General features: G+C 62.8%; 16 protein-coding genes and 3 pseudogenes. 9 read left to right on the forward strand and 10 right to left on the reverse strand.

Translation table 11 applies throughout. From position 1 onward, the window contains the following. The first annotated feature begins 4 nt into the window (after positions 1–4). From thrC to ACZ1HK_RS20810, 4 genes and pseudogenes are all read left to right on the forward strand, one after another. Positions 5–1,401, forward strand: a pseudogene (gene thrC, locus ACZ1HK_RS20795) (threonine synthase). Next, positions 1,398–2,660: a M16 family metallopeptidase gene (locus ACZ1HK_RS20800; RefSeq protein ID WP_472630299.1), complete on the forward strand. Its 1,263-nt coding sequence runs from the start codon at positions 1,398–1,400 to the stop codon at positions 2,658–2,660. Before thrC ends, ACZ1HK_RS20800 begins: the two are co-directional and overlap by 4 nt. Continuing rightward, a complete protein-coding gene (locus tag ACZ1HK_RS20805; RefSeq protein WP_472630300.1) occupies positions 2,660–3,244 on the forward strand; it encodes a GNAT family N-acetyltransferase in 585 nt (194 codons plus the stop codon). The genes ACZ1HK_RS20800 and ACZ1HK_RS20805 overlap by 1 nt, the downstream gene beginning before the upstream one ends. A gap of 31 nt (positions 3,245–3,275) precedes the next feature. Then, positions 3,276–4,667, forward strand: a complete 1,392-nt coding sequence (locus tag ACZ1HK_RS20810) for an FAD-binding oxidoreductase (protein ID WP_472630301.1) — start codon at positions 3,276–3,278, stop codon at positions 4,665–4,667. Positions 4,668–4,748: 81 nt separating this feature from the next. Here ACZ1HK_RS20810 and metG read toward each other — a convergent pair whose 3' ends face one another. The 6 genes and pseudogenes from metG to ACZ1HK_RS20840 form a co-directional block, all read right to left on the reverse strand. Then, entirely contained in the window at positions 4,749–6,452 is a 1,704-nt protein-coding gene (gene metG / locus ACZ1HK_RS20815; protein WP_472630302.1) for a methionine--tRNA ligase, read from the reverse strand. Positions 6,453–6,519: 67 nt separating this feature from the next. After that, complete coding sequence (locus tag ACZ1HK_RS20820; protein WP_472630903.1) at positions 6,520–7,377, reverse strand: serine hydrolase domain-containing protein; 858 nt, start codon at positions 7,375–7,377, stop codon at positions 6,520–6,522. Beyond that, positions 7,269–7,793, reverse strand: a complete 525-nt coding sequence (locus ACZ1HK_RS20825; RefSeq protein ID WP_472630303.1) for a hypothetical protein — start codon at positions 7,791–7,793, stop codon at positions 7,269–7,271. The genes ACZ1HK_RS20820 and ACZ1HK_RS20825 overlap by 109 nt, the downstream gene beginning before the upstream one ends. A gap of 75 nt (positions 7,794–7,868) precedes the next feature. Then, positions 7,869–9,099, reverse strand: a pseudogene (locus ACZ1HK_RS20830) (MFS transporter). A 383-nt stretch (positions 9,100–9,482) separates the two neighbouring features. Next, positions 9,483–9,704, reverse strand: coding sequence for a hypothetical protein (locus tag ACZ1HK_RS20835; protein WP_472630304.1), 222 nt, complete (start codon positions 9,702–9,704; stop codon positions 9,483–9,485). Further along, positions 9,698–10,126, reverse strand: coding sequence for a hypothetical protein (locus ACZ1HK_RS20840; protein WP_472630305.1), 429 nt, complete (start codon positions 10,124–10,126; stop codon positions 9,698–9,700). The genes ACZ1HK_RS20835 and ACZ1HK_RS20840 overlap by 7 nt, the downstream gene beginning before the upstream one ends. Before the next feature lie 97 nt (positions 10,127–10,223). Between ACZ1HK_RS20840 and ACZ1HK_RS20845 the strand changes: the two genes are divergently transcribed. The 3 genes from ACZ1HK_RS20845 to ACZ1HK_RS20855 are packed head-to-tail and all read left to right on the forward strand — an operon-like array spanning position 10,224 to position 13,264. Further along, positions 10,224–11,267: an aldo/keto reductase gene (locus ACZ1HK_RS20845; protein WP_472630306.1), complete on the forward strand. Its 1,044-nt coding sequence runs from the start codon at positions 10,224–10,226 to the stop codon at positions 11,265–11,267. A 9-nt stretch (positions 11,268–11,276) separates the two neighbouring features. After that, on the forward strand, positions 11,277–11,969 hold the full coding sequence (locus ACZ1HK_RS20850; protein ID WP_472630307.1) for an SGNH/GDSL hydrolase family protein: 693 nt from the start codon (positions 11,277–11,279) through the stop codon (positions 11,967–11,969). Positions 11,970–12,010: 41 nt separating this feature from the next. Continuing rightward, positions 12,011–13,264, forward strand: coding sequence for an SGNH/GDSL hydrolase family protein (locus tag ACZ1HK_RS20855; RefSeq protein ID WP_472630308.1), 1,254 nt, complete (start codon positions 12,011–12,013; stop codon positions 13,262–13,264). Here the strand turns inward: ACZ1HK_RS20855 and ACZ1HK_RS20860 are convergent. Further along, entirely contained in the window at positions 13,253–13,693 is a 441-nt protein-coding gene (locus ACZ1HK_RS20860) for a MaoC family dehydratase (protein WP_472630309.1), read from the reverse strand. The genes ACZ1HK_RS20855 and ACZ1HK_RS20860 overlap by 12 nt on opposite strands. Then, entirely contained in the window at positions 13,690–14,553 is an 864-nt protein-coding gene (locus ACZ1HK_RS20865; RefSeq protein ID WP_472630310.1) for a helix-turn-helix domain-containing protein, read from the reverse strand. The genes ACZ1HK_RS20860 and ACZ1HK_RS20865 overlap by 4 nt, the downstream gene beginning before the upstream one ends. Before the next feature lie 128 nt (positions 14,554–14,681). Here ACZ1HK_RS20865 and ACZ1HK_RS20870 point away from each other — a divergent pair, with 128 nt between their 5' ends. Together ACZ1HK_RS20870 and ACZ1HK_RS20875 are read left to right on the forward strand one after the other, a co-directional pair. Then, positions 14,682–15,551 carry a fatty acid desaturase gene (locus ACZ1HK_RS20870; RefSeq protein WP_472630311.1) on the forward strand — a complete coding sequence of 290 codons (870 nt, stop codon included), beginning with the start codon at positions 14,682–14,684 and terminating at the stop codon, positions 15,549–15,551. A 37-nt stretch (positions 15,552–15,588) separates the two neighbouring features. Continuing rightward, entirely contained in the window at positions 15,589–16,503 is a 915-nt protein-coding gene (locus ACZ1HK_RS20875) for an EamA family transporter (protein WP_472630312.1), read from the forward strand. A 6-nt stretch (positions 16,504–16,509) separates the two neighbouring features. Here the strand turns inward: ACZ1HK_RS20875 and ACZ1HK_RS20880 are convergent. After that, positions 16,510–17,192 (reverse strand): annotated as a pseudogene (locus ACZ1HK_RS20880) (NUDIX hydrolase). Next, positions 17,165–17,557, reverse strand: coding sequence for a DUF983 domain-containing protein (locus tag ACZ1HK_RS20885; RefSeq protein ID WP_472630313.1), 393 nt, complete (start codon positions 17,555–17,557; stop codon positions 17,165–17,167). The pseudogene ACZ1HK_RS20880 and the gene ACZ1HK_RS20885 overlap by 28 nt, the downstream one beginning before the upstream one ends. Between the last annotated feature and the right edge of the window lie 102 nt (positions 17,558–17,659).

Here is a 17,659-nt window from a genome sequence, read left to right on the forward strand (position 1 = left end):
TCCGATGCGATATGTTTCGACCAGGGGAAGGCCCCTGATCTGAGCTTTGAAGAGGCGATGCTGACCGGCCTTGCCCGGGACGGCGGCCTCTATGTGCCTGCCGAAATTCCCACCTTGTCGCAGGGTGACATCGCCGCGATGGCGGGCCTGTCGTATGAAGAGATCGCCTACCGTGTAATGCGGCCCTTCATCGGCGATACGTTCACGGACGCTGAGTTCGAGGACCTGATTGAAAGGGCCTATGCAGGCTTTGGCCATGACGCCCGCGCGCCCCTTACGCAGCTTCAGCCGAACCACTTCCTGCTGGAGCTGTTCCACGGACCGACGCTTGCGTTCAAAGATTTCGCAATGCAGTTGATCGGCCAGATGTTCCAGAAAGCGCTTGGCCGCCGTGGGGAGCGTGTGACGATTGTGGGTGCGACCTCCGGCGATACCGGCTCGGCCGCGATGGAGGCGTTCCGCGGCCTCGACAATGTTGACGTGTTCATCATGTACCCCCATGGCCGCGTGTCCGAGGTGCAGCGCCGCCAAATGACAACCGTGACTGAGGGAAATGCGCACGCGCTTGCCGTCACGGGCGATTTCGACACCTGCCAGGCACGCCTGAAGGACATGTTCAACCATTTTGAATTTCGCGACCGCGTGAAGCTGGCTGGCGTGAACTCGATCAACTGGGGCCGTGTTCTGGCGCAGGTTGTCTACTTCTTCTCGGCTGCTGTTTCGCTTGGCGCGCCGCATCGGCCTGTGTCCTTCTGTGTGCCCACCGGCAATTTCGGTGACATCTTCGCGGGCTATGTGGCGAAGCGGATGGGCCTGCCCATCGAGAAGCTGGTAATTGCGACGAACCAGAACGACATCCTGCACCGCGCGATGGTGTCCGGCGGCTACGTGACCGAAGGCGTGACGCCGTCGATCAGCCCGTCGATGGATATCCAGGTGAGCTCGAATTTTGAGCGCGCTTTGTTCGACGCTTACGGCCGGGATGGCGCGGCCGTCGCGCAGTTGATGGACGAATTGAAGCGAGGCGGGTTCAAGATCAGCCAAGGTGCAATTGATGCCTTGCGGGATGATTTTGCCAGTGGACGGGCCAGCGAGGCTGAAACCAGCGCAATGATTGCGCGCGCATTGCCCGAGATGGGCGAGCTTTTGTGCCCCCATTCCGCCGTCGGCGTGCATGTGGCGCAGAGCCATTTGGGTGCCACACCGATGGTCACGCTCGCGACCGCACATCCTGCAAAATTCCCCGATGCGGTTGAGGCGGCATCGGGTATTCACCCACCGTTGCCCGCACGCATGGCCGACCTGTTCGACCGGCCGGAACGGATTACGCGGGTCGAGGATGATCTGGCCGCCATCGAGGCGATCATCGAAGCCCGTATCAAAGGAGACGTTTTCGCGTGACGGTCGAAATTCACACGCTGCCCAACGGAATGCGCATCGTGACCGAACATATGCCCGGGCTGGAATCTGCCGCACTTGGCGTGTGGGTGTCTGCTGGCGGTCGTCATGAGACGGTCGAGCAAAACGGCATCGCGCATTTCCTTGAGCATATGGCGTTCAAGGGCACGCAGCGGCGTACCTCGCTGCAAATTGCCGAGGAAATTGAAGATGTTGGTGGTTATATCAACGCCTATACCAGCCGCGAGGTTACGGCTTACTACGCACGCGTATTGCGCAATGACGTGCCGCTTGCGCTAGATCTGATCGCCGACATCGTCCTCAACCCCATTTTCGACCCGCGCGAGATCGAAGTTGAGCGCGGCGTGATCCTGCAAGAAATCGGGCAGGCTGCGGATACGCCCGATGATATCATCTTCGACTGGCTGCAAGAGCAGGCTTTCCCCGAACAGCCCCTTGGGCGCACGATCCTTGGCCCGGCGGAGCGTGTGCGCGCCTTTGACCGCGCCGATTTCGATCAGTTCATCGGCCAGCATTACGGGCCGGAACAGTTGATCCTTTCGGCGGCTGGCGCCGTTGATCACGACGAGGTTGTGCGGCTGGCAGAGGCGGCCTTTGGCCATCTAAAGCCTGTTGCGGGCGGCATTCCCTTGCCTGGCCAATTTGCGGGTGGTGAGGCGCGCGTGGTGAAGGGCCTCGAACAGGCCCATTTCACCTTGGCGCTTGAGGCACCGGGTTATCGTTCAGATGAGATTTACGCGGCTCAGATCTTTGCGACAGCCTTGGGCGGCGGCATGTCTTCGCGCCTGTTCCAGGAGATCCGCGAAAAGCGCGGGCTGTGCTACACGATCTATTCCCAGGTTGGTAGCTACGACGACACCGGCCTTTTGACGATCTACGCGGGCACCTCTGGCGAGGATGTGGCGGAGTTGGTGGGTCTGACCATCGACGAATTGAAGCGGTCGGCAGATACCATGACGGAAGCCGAACTTGCGCGCGCGCGCGCGCAGATGAAAGCCGGGCTTTTGATGGGGCTGGAATCGCCTTCCTCTCGCGCCGAACGATTGGCACGGCTTGTGGCGATCTGGAACCGGGTGCCGGGGCTTGAAGAAACCGTGGCCAAAATCGATGCCGTCACGCTCGACGCCCTGAAGGCGCAAGCGAGCGTCTTGGGGGCGACGGGCCGCGCAGCCATGGCGCTTTACGGGCCGGTGGACAAAGCCCCAACCCTTGATCAAGTCACGGAGCGTCTGGCCGCCTGATGATCGCGCGCAAACGCAATCTGCGCCTTGAAACAGAACGCCTGACGTTGCGCCTGCCGCGTCACGCGGATTTCAGGCTGTGGTCTGCATTGCGCCAACAAAGCCGCGATTTTCTGACCCCGTGGGAGCCGACCTGGGCCGATGATCATCTGACTCGGAAAAGCTTCACCGCCCGCGTTTATTGGGCGCAACGGTCCGTCAACCAGGGCTCGGCGGTGCCGCTCTTTATCCTGCGCCGGTCTGATGATGCGCTGCTTGGGGCCATCACACTCGACAATATGCGGCGGGGGCCCGCGCAATCCGCGACGTTGGGGTATTGGATTGGTCTGCCATTTGTCCGGCAAGGCTATATGCGCGAGGCAATCGGGGCGGTATCGCACTATGCGTTTCGCGCGCTGGACCTGTCGCGGCTTGAGGCGGCCTGCCTGCCTGAAAATGCAGCATCCCGGGGCGTTCTGGAGAAGTCCGGCTTCAAATATGAAGGCGTTGCGCAAAGCTATCTGCAGATCAACGGCCGATGGCGGAACCACGTGCTTTACGCCAATCTGCGCCATGATCGGCGCGGAAAGACGGATGTTGGGTGACGGGCCAACGGTGTTGGACTAAGTCTGGACCATGGATTTTCTGGATCAATTGAAGCAAGCGCTGCCTGCTGAGTCATTCCGCGACGTGGGCGCGCAATACCTTGAGGAACCGCGCGGGCGCTGGCAGGGGCAAGCCTTGGCCGTCTGCGCGCCGCGCTCGACGAAAGAGGTCTCCAACCTACTGAAATTATGCAACGAATCGCAGGTGCCTGTGGTGCCCTTTTCCGGTGGGACGGGTCTGGTCGGCGGCCAGATCAAGGAAGAAGGGCCAGCGCCGGTCTTGTTGTCGTTTGAGCGCATGAACGCGATCCGCGCGTTTGATGCGGAGGCGGGGACGCTGACGATCGAGGCGGGCGCCATTTTGCAGGACGTGCACGGGATCGTCGAGGATGAGGGCTGGGTCTTTCCGCTGACATTGGCGAGCCAAGGCACCGCGCGGATCGGTGGATTGCTGGCCACGAATGCAGGCGGTGTGAATGTGATCCGTTACGGCAACGCGCGCGATCTGGTTTTGGGGATTGAGGCCGTTCTGGCGGACGGGACAGGAGTTAACACGCTGTCTCCACTGAGAAAAAACAACACGGGCTACGATCTGCGGCACCTTCTGATTGGCTCGGAAGGGACGCTTGGCGTCATCACGGCGGCGTCTCTGCGGCTGTTCCCGAAACCATCTCAGACTGGCGCGGCGTTGATGGCGGTTGCGTCGCCAGAGGCCGCGTTGGGGCTTTTGCGACTGGCGCAGAAGGAGGTTGGGGAGGGGATTTCGGCCTTTGAGCTGATCGGAAAGATGGGCTTCGATTTCCTTTCTGAAGTTGGGCCCGAGGTTCGGCAACCGTTTGAAAACATTCCACAATGGTGCTGCCTGATCGATCTGGGCCTGGCCCATGGAAGCTGCAAGGAGGCGCTTTTTCGGGTGTTTGAAAAAGCCGCCGAAGAGGGGCTGGTTAACGATGGGGTCATCGCGCAGTCCGAACAGCAGCGCGCGGACTTCTGGGCGATACGGGAGAATATTCCAGAGGCGAATCGACGGATCGGTTCGGTCTCATCCCATGATATTTCCGTTCCGGTGGGGCGCATTCCCGAATTCATTGAAAAAGCGCCCGGCCGCTTGGCGGACATAAATGCGTTCAGAATCAACTGCTTCGGCCATATGGGCGACGGGAATTTGCATTACAACGTCTTTCCGATGCCCGGAAAATCCCGCGCGGATCATGAGCATGAACGCGGCGCTGTGAAGGAATGCGTGCACGATTTGGCGCACGAATTGGGCGGGTCCGTCAGCGCAGAACACGGGATCGGGCGGCTGAAAGTGGGGGATCTTGAGCGCTATGGCGATCCCGGCAAATTGGCCGCGATGCGGGCCATCAAAACGGCGCTGGATCCGAACGGGATCCTGAATCCGGGTGCGGTGCTGCGCGCCTGAATTGCGTTCACCTGAACGGAACTACGTTCTCCTGAACGCATTTTTTCAGAAAAGTGCGTTCAGTTGAGCAGAGTTTGCTATCTAGCTGCGCACACCTGAGAATTTTTCGGCCCATTCCTCGCGCTGCTCATCGGCGATTTTTGCAAACAACACCTCCGGCACCGTGAAGGCGTGCCCGGCGGGCAGCGCCGTCATCGCGGCATTCGTTGGCCACGCAACCTCCGCTCCCATGGCGTCGGCCATCGCTTTCGCCGCATCGGGGATGAACGGCGCGGAGAGGCCCGCATAGAACGGGATCAGGTTGAGCGCGAAGCGCGTGATTGCGGCGGCGCGGTCGGGGTCTTCCTTGAAGGCTGTCCAGGGGGCGGCGGATTGCAGATATTCGTTGCCCGCAACCCAGATCGCCCGCAGCTCAGCCGCGGCCTTGCGAATGTCGATTGCATCCATATGCGTCTGATAGGAGATCAGACGCTTTTCCAGGTCGGCGATCAGCGCTGTTTCCTGTTCGCCGTAATCCCCGCCTTCTGGCACCGCTTCGCCGAATTTGGAGCGGCAGAATTTGGTGATGCGGCTGACGAAGTTGCCCAACACATCGGCGAGGTCTTTGTTGACGTCTTGCTGGAACGCTTCCCACGTGAATTCGCTATCGGATGTTTCGGGCGCGTGGGACAGAAGCCACCAACGCCAGTAGTCGCTTGGCAGGATCTCCAATGCCTGATCCATGAAGACGCCACGCCCTTGGGAGGTCGAGAATTGGCCGCCGTCGTAGTTCAGGTAGTTGAACGACTTGATGTAGTCCACGAGCTTCCACGGCTCGCCACTCCCGAGGATCGTGGCGGGGAAAGACAGGGTATGGAACGGCACATTGTCCTTGCCCATGAATTGCACATATCGAACGTCATCGGCGCCTTTATCCACACGCCACCAGCGTTCCCAATCAGAAATCGTGCCTTCCTCCACAGCCTCAGCGGCGCAGGCGATGTATTCGATGGGGGCGTCGAACCAGACGTAGAACACCTTGCCTTCCATGCCCGGCCAATCGTCTTCGCCGCGTTTGACCGGGATGCCCCAGTCCAGATCGCGGGTAATGCCACGGTCTTGCAGGCCGTCGCCGTCGTTGAGCCATTTCTTGGCAATGGATGTGGTTAGGATCGGCCAATCCGTCTTGGAGTCGATCCAGTCGTTCAGCTTGTCGCGCATGGTGGATTGGCGCAGGTAAAGGTGCTTGGTTTCGCGCACCTCCAGATCGGTGGAACCGGAAATGGCCGAGCGCGGTTCGATCAAATCGGTGGGATCAAGCTGCTTGGTGCAATTCTCACACTGGTCGCCGCGGGCCTTGTCGTAACCGCAATTGGGGCAGGTGCCCTCGATATAGCGGTCGGGCAGGAAGCGGCCATCGGCGTTGGAATAGACCTGTTTCTCGGAGACTTCCGAGATCAGCCCGGCTTCGGCCAGTCGTCCGGCGAAATGCTGGGTCAGTTTGTGGTTCTGTGGCGAAGAGGAGCGCCCGAAATGGTCAAACGATAGGCGAAAGCCCTTTGCCAGCTCGGCCTGCACGGCCCACATCTCAGCACAATATTCGGCGACGGGCTTGCCAGCCTTGGCGGCGGCAAGCTCAGCCGGGGTGCCATGTTCGTCGGTGGCGCAGAGAAACAGCACCTCTTGCCCGCGCGCGCGCAGGTAGCGGGCGTAGAGATCGGCGGGCAATTGGGAGCCCACCAGATTGCCGAGATGCTTGATCCCGTTGATGTAGGGGATGGCGCTGGTGATGAGCGTGCGCGTCATGGCGTCGGGCCTCTGCCAATTGGATTGGCGTTAGCCTTTAACGCGCAGCGGTGGGGGTTGCCAGACCCTAGAGATGCTCCAGCAGGCCGTCGATCAGCACGCGGCGGATGGCGGGTTGCGTGCAGGCATCCCAGTTGATCGAGACGGTTGTGCCGTCGTGGTCGTGGATGAAGAGGGAACTGACGCCGCCCGTGGGGTGCGACGCGCGACAGAAACGGCCCGTATGGCGGACGCCGTCACCGTAATCGTAGTAGCCGATGGAATAGCCATCCGCTTCTGGGCGTGGCGAGGTCCTGTGGGGTTGATCGGGCGTAAACCAATGCTGCGCGAGGCGGGCGTAGTCCATCGCGGACATTTCCCAGCCGGCATAGGAGGAGAGGGAGCCAAAGCGCCCTTCGATCACGGCGTCGGTGATGCCTGCCGGGGTCACGATGCGGTCCATGCAGGCCTGTGCGTAGCTTTGGCCGGACAGCGCCTCAACCACCACGCCGAGGACGGCGTAGTTGGTGTTGTTGTAGAAATAGGTGCCGGGGGTGCCGGTGATCGCATCTTCCTGAAGTGCTGCGGCGGCCCAACGGCGGTGCAGGCCAAGCGCGCCGTGCGTGTCGCGCGCCATGTTCGACTGCGTCAGGTCCGGGGCGAGGCCGGAGGTGTGCGTGGCCAGCGAGGCCAGAGTGATGTGTTCGTTCCAGGGGCGCGGTGTCAGCCCGGCGGCGGACATTTGCGGGGCAATGTCACCGAGCGTTGTGTCCCAGCCCAAGCCAGCCTCGATCAGAAGCTGGTCGACGCAAAGGCCGGTGATTGTTTTTGACATGCTCATGACCGGGCGGACCTCTTCCGCGGTGCGGCCCATGCCGGTTCCGTATTCGGTGCCGTCGGGCAGGATGATGGCCATGGCGCCCGTCTCGATCCCGTTGGCCTGCATCCAGCCGCGCCAGACCTCGGCCATGGCGTCGTAATCGGCGCTTGGAACAACCGTGCGCGCCATATCGGTGCGGGGCTCGCCCGCCGAAAGCGGCGGCGTGGTGGGGGCGTGCCGATGCCGGTATAGGCGGCAGCGGGCTGGGCGATTGGGGTGGCGGTTGCGGTTTGTTCGGGTGCCACGGCGGTGACGAGCATCTGCATCAGCATGGCGCCGACGCCCGGCGCCTCAGCCGAGGTGGCGGGATCGGGGAATGAGAAGGTCTCATGCGTGGCGTTTGGCAGAGGCTCCGGCCCCGCTGCCGCGAATTCCACGCTGTTCATCTGGGTGTCCGGCACGCCGGAGACGAACAGATTGGCCACGGCAAACAGGAAGGCCGCGCCGACAAGGGCCAGAAGAATGCGAGAGAGAAAGGTCATGGGCTGCTGCGATCTGGTTGATTTGCAGCCAGAAAAGCGCCGGATCGCGTCAGAAATTGGGCTGGAGCAGGGAAATTAGGGGGAGGGGCCGTCTTTGTCGGACCGGCGAAACAGGCGACCGACGTTGAAGGAGGTGCGCGGGATCCAGATATAGGGTTGGCGCGTGTCCGAGGGCGCACGACGGCGCATGCGCACGACACCGAAGACGATCAGGCCGACATGGGCGGCTGAGACGAAGTAGAACAGGGCCGCCGGACCATAGGCGGTGATCAGGGCAGATGTGGTCAACGGGGCGACGATGGCCCCGATGGCAAAACAGAACATCAAGGCGGCCGAAAGCTCGATCCGTTGATCATCGCGCGCCCAGTCATGGGCGTGGGCCGCCGAGATCGAATAGATCGGGAAGGTGGTGGCGCCGAACAGGGCCGCGGCGGAGAAGATGCCGACGGGCCCAAGGGTTGGCACGGCGATGGTTACAGCGCAGGCGAGGATCGAGGCCGCAGAAAACCAGATCAGCACCCAGCGCCTGTCATAGCGGTCGGCAAGCCAGCCGGCGGGCCATTGGGCCAGCGCCCCACCGAGGACGACGGAGGCCAGAAAGAGGCCGATGGCGTCAGGTTGCAGGCCCACTTGCGCGCCGTAAAGCGGGCCGGTCATGCGGAAACTGGCGCTCGACAGGCCTGCAACCACCACCCCGAGCGCGGCCAGGGGCGACAAGCGCCAGGCCAGGCCCGGGCGCAGGCGGGGGCGCCCTGGGCCTCGGGCTGTTTCAGCCGCGTGAGGGTCAGGGGAGGAGGGCCGCGCAGCATAGCAGTGCGAGCAGGTTGTACGAGACATAGGAGGCGGGCGCGAGCAGGCCGATCATCAGCTGTGCGACCACCTGGCTGCCGGTGTCTACCATGCGGTAGATGCCCAAGGTCCGGCCCCGGTTCTCATTGCTGGCCTTGGCCTGCAACCAGGCCTCGATCACTGTGTAGGCGCCTGCGATGCAAAGCCCCGTAAGCACCCGCATCGCGGCCCAGGCATAGGGATTGATGATCAGCATATGCGCCAGAAGGCCAATGGCGCCAAGCGCTGTGCACACCGCAAAGCCGCGCGAATGGCCCACGGCGCCGATCAGGCGCGGGGCCCACCAGCAACCGATAAAGAAACCGAAGAAATGGGCCGAGCCCAGAAGGCCGATCTGCCCGTTGCTGAAACCGAGGACTGTGCCGGAGAGCACATCGAGCGGCCCCACGCCCGAGGACGAAAGCTGCAGCAGGATCACAGACAGGAAAAGGGCAGCGAAGGAGATGAGCAGGCGCATGGGAGCGGTCCGACTGGCTATGGGACCGGCTTAGGAGGGCGTGTGGACCGACGCAAGGGAAATAGGCTCGCGGGGGGGCGGATGGGGGGATGAGAGCGGGACGGGGTACCGGCATTTTGGGCGGCGCGCGCGGGCGTCGCCCACCCACCCGCCCCGACGCCCGCGCGCGCGGCTGCATGGGAAAAGCGGAGTAGGGTTTTGTGTAGCAGGTAATGCTCCTTTGCGTCGAGGCGGTTCAGGGCCAAGTCTGCCCTGAACGCGCCCTTTCGAGTGTTTTGCCTATGGATCACGCGTCGGCGACAAGCGGCCCGATAGGCCGTCGGCTGGCGCCGATCCTTGACCCGCGATCCATGGGGTTGGCGGGTGCGTTTGCGTGTTTCGTGTCAGGCCGGGTGGAGGTCGCGGGCTTGGGTCGATTCTGGCGTGGGCTCGGCGGCCATTGCTGCTTTGCCCTGGGGGTCGCGTTCCACCATCCATTGCCCCGGCGCGGCGTCGCGGGCGCGCAGGCGCGCAAGGGTCCAGCGTTCGCCGTGGAGGCTGTGGGCTGGGGTGAGGCTCCACCTTGTTTCGACACCGGCAGCGCCCCCTTCGCCGGGGGTCAGCAAAAGCCCCAGGGGGCGCGGCCCGTCTGCTCGGCCCCGGCCTCGGCGGCCAGGTGCAAGCGCCGCACGGGCGTCAGGCCCGGTGGGTCGGGCAGGTCGCAGATCACCAGATCCGAGAGGCCTGCGCGCAACGCCTCTTCCATACACCACAGAAGATCGGCGGGGCGGCAGCATTCCACGAAGATCAGGCGTGCGGGGTCAATCTCACCCCGGACACCGGCCATATGCAGCCGGTCGGGGTGCCAATCGGGGCGGATCCAAAGCACCTCACGCTGGCTGCCTTGCGCCAGCCACAGGGCCAGTCTGCGCCGGGCCGGGCCACAGGCTTCGTGCGCGCGGGCGCCTGCCAGATCGAAGCGATCCAGCAGCCACAGGCCGGGGCGGGCCTTGCGGTGGGATTGGCGGGTGATGCGGGTCAGATCCATGGGGTGTGAGTATAGATGTTCCCGATATGTTCTCAACCCTTGTGTCCGGCCAAAAGCCCGCTACTTTGCCCTTTCACGCGACGTAAAGGACACACCCATGCGCCCCATCCCCCTTGGCAATACAGACGAGACGATCACGGATTACTGCCTGGGCACCATGACCTGGGGCACGCAAACGCCTGAGGCAGATGCCCACCGGCAGATGGATATGGCGCTGGATGCGGGGATCGATGTGGTCGACACCGCCGAGATGTATCCGGTCAACCCGGTCCGCGCCGAGACCATCGGCGGGACGGAGACCATTTTGGGCAACTGGAACGCAGCCAACGCGGCGCGCCGTGGCACCTACAAGCTGGCCACGAAGCATTCCGGATACAACGAAAGCTTCGTGCGCAAGGGAGAGCCGATCAGCAGCAAGACATTTGGTGAAGCGCTCGACGGCTCGCTGCGGCGGCTCCAGACTGACTATATCGACATCTATCAGCTGCACTGGCCCAACCGGGGCAGCTACATGTTCCGCCAGAACTGGACCTATGCGCCGCAGGGCAATCGCGACGAGATCCTGGCCAATATGCACGATGTGTTGGAGGCGGCGGACGCGGCTGTGAAGGCCGGCAAGATACGCCATTTCGCGCTGTCGAACGAAAGCGCGTGGGGGACCGCCAACTGGTTGCGGCTGTCCGAGGCGCATGACCTGCCTAGGGTGCAGACGGTGCAGAACGAATATTCGCTCATGTGCCGGATGTACGACACGGATATGGCCGAGTTGAGCGTGCATGAGAAGGTGACGCTTTTGGCCTTTTCGCCCTTGGCGACGGGCTTTCTGACCGGGAAATATGCAGGCGGCGCGCTGCCGAAGGGGAGCCGGATGACGTTGAGCCCCGAGATGGGTGGGCGCAAGACCGACCGGGCTTTTGAGGCGGCGGATGCCTATGTGGGCGTGGCGCGAAAGCATGGCATTGATCCGGTGCATATGGCCTTGGCATTCACGGTGCAGCGGCCCTTTGCCGTGTCGACCATTTTTGGGGCCACGACCTGTGACCAGTTGCAACACATCCTCGACGGCAAGGACGTTGTGCTGAGTGACGAGGTTCTGGCGGAGTTGGACGACGTGCATCGCGCCCATCCGATGCCGTATTGAGGGGATGCCATGGCGCTTTGGCGGGCTGCACTTCTGTCGCCGGTGATTGTGCCGCAACTGATATGGGTGCGGTTGCGGGCCTCCCGCCTGCCCGAAGCGCGCGGCCCGCGTGAGGGTCAGACCGGGGCCGGGCCTGCGCTGCGCCTTCTGGTGATCGGCGACAGTACGGCGGCGGGTGTGGGCGTTGAGACGCAGGCAGAAGCTTTGCTGGGCCAGTTGGCGACCAATCTGGCCCGCGATCATGCCGTGACATGGACACTGGTGGCGCGGTCGGGCGCGATTGTGCCCGACCTGCATGAAATGCTGGCAGAGGTTGAGGGGAGCTTTGACTGCGCGCTGGTCTGCCAGGGTGTGAATGACGCCAAGAACGGTCGTTTACAGCCGAATTTCGAACGCGAATACGCGGCCTTGTTGCGGACATTGACGGGGCGGTTCGGGGTGCGGTGCGTGGTCTGCTCGGGCCTGCCGCCGATGCAGTTCTTTACCTTGCTGCCGCGCCCGTTGCGGGACGTGTTGGGCGCACGGGCGGCGCGGTTTGATCGCGCGATTGCGCGGTTGGCGGACGCCCATCCCGGCGCACAGTTCCTGCCGATGAATTTCACGCAGGATGTGTCTTTGATGGCATCGGACGGCTTCCACCCCGGTCCGCGCATCTATGCGATGTGGGCGGAGCGCGCGGCCGAGATCATGCGGGTTGCGTGACGGAGGGGGCAACGTCAGGGTGTGCGTTGGGGGAGATCTGCATGGCCAATATCCTGATCTATGGGGACAGTAATTCGCACGGGACGAAGCCGTTGCGGATTTTGGGCGGGTTTGATCGCTATGGGGAGGCGGACCGCTGGCCGGATGTGATGGCGGCCGCTCTTGGCCCGGGGCACCGGGTGATCTGCGAGGGGCTGCCGGGCCGCACAACGGTGCATCATGATCCGGTCGATGGCGGCAACCGCAACGGGGCGGAGGTGTTGCCTGCGGTTCTGCTGAGCCATGTGCCGCTGGATCTGGTCATCGTGATGCTGGGTACAAACGACCTGAAGCCGCGCTTTGCGACCTCGGCCTTTGATATCGGCAAATCCGTGGAGCGGCTTTTGCGGGAGGTGCGCGCGCTGTTGCCGGACGTGTCGCTCATGGCTTTGGCGCCGCCACCGGTGCGGGAGGCGGGTGTTCTGGTGGAGGCGTTCGCGGGGGCCGAAGCGCGGCAGATCGGGCTGAAAGAGCATATTCGGGACGCCGCAGATCGGATGGGCGCGGGGTTTGTGGATGTGGGCGCCCATGTGACCGCGTCGGAGGTGGACGGCGTGCATTGGGAGGCCGACGCGCATCGGCGTTTCGGCGCGGTGATGGCAGAGGCCGTGGCGGAACTGGTTGCGGTTGCGGTCCCCAAAGCCACCGGTGGCTTGGCCGCCCCGGACCCACATGCGCCGGAGCCCGCGCTGACACTGGCCATGGAGGTCCCGCGCGACTGGGTCGATTACAACGGACATATGAACGAGGCGCACTATCTGCGCGCCTTCTCGGACGCGACGGATCAGATGCTGGACTGGGCCGGAATGGATGCCGCTTGCGTCGCGGCGGGGCATTCCGTCTTCACCGTGGAGACCCATATCCGCCATCTTGGGGAGGTTGATATCGGCGCGCGGATCGAGGTGCGCACACGCATCTTGGATGGCGGTGGAAAGAAGCTCCACGTCTGGCACGAGATGTTTGTGGGCGACCAGCTTTGCGCGACGGGGAGCAGTTGTTGCTGCACATGGACATGGCGACGCGCCGGTCGGCTTTGCCGCGCGCGGATGTGGCCGCGTGGCTGGGGGCGGCCTGTGCGGCGCATGCCGGGCGACCGGCGCCGGTGGGGTTGGGCCGATTTGTCGGGCAGCGATAGCCTGCGCCTGGAGCACTTTGCGTTTGATTTGAGTCGCAACCTGCTGCCTCGCGCCGATAGCGTGAACGCGGAACGCGGCAGAAATGCCTCAGACAAAGCGCTAAGTGCTTTAAAGGTGTAGCAGAACCAGCCAATCAGCGAGCAGGGCGGGTGTGTCTTGGCCTTCAACTTCCATCCGCACGGCAAGGGCCACGAGCACGCGGTCCGGGCCTTTCTCCGTCACCTTGCAGACCGAGAAATGCGCCCGCAGGCGCGCGTCGGACGGGACGGCGGCCAGAAATCGCACGCGATCAAAGCCGTAGTTGATGGAACTGTCATAGGGGCCAAGCGCGGGCATGACGTCGTAGGCCAGGGTGGACAGCAATGACAGCGTGAGGAACCCGTGCGCGACGGTGGTGCCAAAGGGGCCTTCGGCTGCGGCTTTAGGGTCGATGTGGATGAATTGCCGATCCTCGGTCACATCCGCGAACCTGTCGATGCGGGTCTGATCCACGGTGACCCACCGCGATGTGCCAAGCGGTTTGCCGATCAGATGGTCAAAGCGCGTCATGTGATGCCATCCCGCAGGCGTTTGAGCGTATCCGGTATGTCGCGCGCCGAAATCGTGGCCTCGCGCACCAGATAGTCGAAATGGCGCGTGATCGCGCGCACCCGGTCCCTATCCCGAAAGGCGAGGTAATGCTGGCCCATGTAGATAACTGCCATTTTGGGGCCGAAGACGGTGACGGGGGCAGAAAAGACGGCGCGGGCATCGAACAGGAACAGGCGCAGGCCGGGGTAGAGCCGGTCATAGATTTCAGCCATCCAATCCAGTTGTTCGGTGCGGATGGCGGGGTCAAGGCCGGCATAATACCCCTCGGCGCGGGCGAAGCTTTCAAGCTCGTGAATGGGCAGAGCCATTTCATAATCGCTTTCGGTCAGGCGCAGCCAATCCAGCCGTTCGGCGGCGGCATCAATCGCGGCATCGGGGCGTTTGTGACTTATGGGGGCGTATTCCCATTGCAGCATGGCATTGGTTTTCAGCACGTCCGGCAGCGTCGCGGGAACGTGACGGATTTTGTAGCCTTCCGCCTCGCGCTGCCATTCGAAGATCTGGTCATCGAGTGTGGTGGCCCGCCCGGTTTCCGAAATCGACAATGAGCTTTCCAGCAGCTTACCCGCCTGTTCCGGTCGGTCGGTCAACCCCAATAACCAATCAGCCGAGACATCAAGCGCTTGCGCGCAGGCGGCCACGACATGGCCGCCGGGCACACGAGCCGTGTCACCTGACAGGATCTGCGTGATGGTGGACCGGTCCACGCGCACCGCCCGGGCCAGGGCCGCGCGGCTGAGGCCGGAGGCCGTCAGCGCAGCTGTCAGGCGATCCGAGAACAGGCGCGCGCGGTCGCGTTTGTCGATTTCATGCAGCATTGTTGAATTTAAAGAACGATGTTGGTTTCATGTGGAGGAAACACTGACTGCTCCTGACACACAAGTGCCTTTAGGGTTTTCACAGGGCGCAGGGGACGCGCCTTCCTTGAAAACTGTCAGGACCTGTTATGCGGATCGAGTGGCCAACACTCGGGCTTATCGCCTTGTGTTATTGTGTCTGGACGGGCGCGTTGTTTGCCCCGGTCTGGGTGGCGTTGCCGCTTTTGACGCTGGCGATTGCGCTGCAATCGTCGCTTCAGCACGAAGTGCTGCACGGGCATCCTTTTGGCGATAGACGGTTGGGGGAGCCTTTGGTTTTTGCCAGTTTGAACCTTGCTATTCCCTATTTGCGGTTCCGCGACACGCATCTGGCGCATCACATGGATGCGAACCTGACTGACCCCTATGATGACCCGGAAAGCAACTATCTGGATCCTGCCCATTGGGCGCGTCTTGGTGCGCCTGCGCGCCGGCTGCTGTCCTGGAACAACACGCTTTTGGGGCGGATCATGGTGGGTCCGCTGATTGGGCAGATCGCGTTCATGGCGGCAGATGCACGGCTGATCCGTGCGGGGGATCGTGCGGTCCTTTGGGCTTGGCTGGCGCATGGTGCGGCAAGTGCCGCCGTGCTGTGGCTTGTCGTGCTTTCCCCGCTTTCGGTGTGGGTCTATCTGAGCGCGTGTTATCTGGGCCTTGGCACTCTGAAAATCCGCACCTTTCTGGAGCATCAGGCCCATGAGCGCGCGCGCGGACGGACCGTGATCATCGAGGATCGGGGGCCATTGGCGTTCCTGTTTCTCAACAACAACCTGCACGTGGTGCATCATATGCACCCCAAGCTGCCCTGGTATCGCCTGCCGCAGATCTACTTCAACAACCGCGAACGGTATTTGCGGCGCAATGACGGCTATCGCTACGCGAGCTATGGGCAGATTTTCCGGCGGCACCTGCTGCGCGCCAAGGATCCGGTGCCCCATCCGCTTTACCCGCAGAAATAGCTTGGCAATCTGAGGCCAGGCTTCCATGGCTTAGGCCATGCCGTTTTGGATCATCGCCTCTGTCTTTGCAGCGTTCATGCAGAATCTGCGCTTTTTGCTGCAACGGCAGCTGAAGGTCACAACGCTGTCGACGGGAGGGGCGACCTGGGCGCGGTTTGCGTTCGCGGTGCCTTTCGTTGCGATGGCCCTGGTCGTTTACAAAGCGGCCAGCGGTCAGGACTGGCCTGGGATCGGCGCGGGCTATTGGCGGTTTGCGGTGACGGGTGCGCTGGCGCAGATGCTGGCGACGGCGTGTGTCGTGGCCCTGTTCGCGCGGCGCAATTTCTATGTTGGCATAACGTTGAAGAAATCCGAGGTCATTTTGACCGCGTTGGTGGGTCTTGTGGTGCTGGGGGAGGCCGTGTCCGCGCCAGTATTGCTGGCCATTGCAGTGGGGTTTGCGGGTGTGCTGGCCTTGTCCGACCCGCCGCAGGAAACTGGCCTGCCGTGGACGGCGCGCTTGTTTAATGCGGCGTCAGGGTATGGCTTGGCGTCGGGGCTGCTTTTCGGGGTGTCGGCGGTTTGCTACCGCGGGGCGACCCTGGCGCTGGAGGGCGGCGATGCGCCGTTGAGGGCGGCCTTGGCCTTGCTGACAGCGACCATCGTGCAGACTGTCATTCTTGGTCTCTATCTGGCCTTGCGCGAACGGGGTGAGATTGGGCGCGTTCTGGCCTCGTGGCGGATATCGGGGCTGACCGGGCTTACGTCGATGTTGGGCTCGCTTGGGTGGTTCACGGCCTTTGCCTTGCAGACGGCGGCTTATGTCAAAGCGGTTGGCCAGATTGAGCTGGTGTTCACTTTCCTGTTCTCGGCGTTCTGGTTGCGCGAAAAGGTGTCGCGAAATGAAGTCATCGGGATCGCGCTGATCCTTGTGTCTCTGGGCCTGGTGTTCTGGGCGGCTTGGCCGGGCTGAGTGCCCTTACAACCGCCGGAACCGGCTCTCGGATGTGGAATTGTCGAAAAACGGCACGCCAGGCGCGGCCCGGCCTTCAACGCGGGCGGTCAGCTCGGACAGGACGACTTCGGTGATGAACGGCATATCAAAGCCGCGCACCTCATCAAGGGCGACCCATTGCAGATGGCTCAACTCATCCTCGGCGCCTGAAAAGTCGTCGGGGTCTGAGGCCAAAGCCTCAGCCTCTACAAGAAAGAAACGCGCGTCGAACCGCCGGGGGCGGCCCGGAGGCGTGATGGCGCGGAACACATATTCCAGCGCCGCGCCGTCGGGCAAATGTCCGGTCGCCAGATAGCCGCGCCACCCACGGGGGCCTCAAGTGCTGCGGCGCGCGTGTCTTTTGTGCCCAGAAGCAGGCCGGTTTCTTCCCACAGCTCACGCACGGCGGCGTTGATCAGCGCTGTTGCCTGATCCTCAAGCCGCTTGACGCAATCCGGGGCAGGTGCCCGTGCCAGGGGAATGGTGGCATCCACGGCATCGACCGCGCCGCCGGGAAAGACGAATTTCGAGGGCATAAAGACCGCGGATTTTCCGCGCTGGCCCATCAGGACGCGTGGCCGCGTGCCTGCGTCGCGCAGCACGATCACCGTTGCGGCGTCGCGAATGGGAACTGGTTCGGTCAAAAGCCGTGCATCCGTTTGGCCCATTGGATGCCGACAATCATGCCCTTGAACCGTGGCAAAAGCGCCAGCGCCATGACTGTCACGCCGATGCAGAAAGTCAGCGCCAGCAGCCAAGGCTCTGGCTGCCAGGTCTCGTAGACCAGCAATTGCAGCGTGCCCATGACCTTTGCCGTCAGCAGGATCGACAAATAGGCAGGGCCATCATCGGCGCGCGCATGCGACAGATCCTCGCCACAGCTTGGGCATTCGGTCCGCAGCTTGAGGTAGCCCTTGTACAAATGGCCCTCGCCACATTTTGGGCAGCGATGGCGCAGCCCTTTGCGCACGGCAGGCCATGCGGGTCGTTCGGGCAGCGCGGGGCGGAAGGTGTCGGCGTTTTCGAGTTCCATGTTCTCTAATTGCGCCTCTTGCCCGCTTGGGTAAAGGCCTGACCCCCGCGACCTGCGCGCGCGGGGCGAAACTTTTTCTCTTTTTTGCGACGGAACCCGGGA

Source organism: Gymnodinialimonas sp. JB5-7 (genome assembly GCF_055693405.1).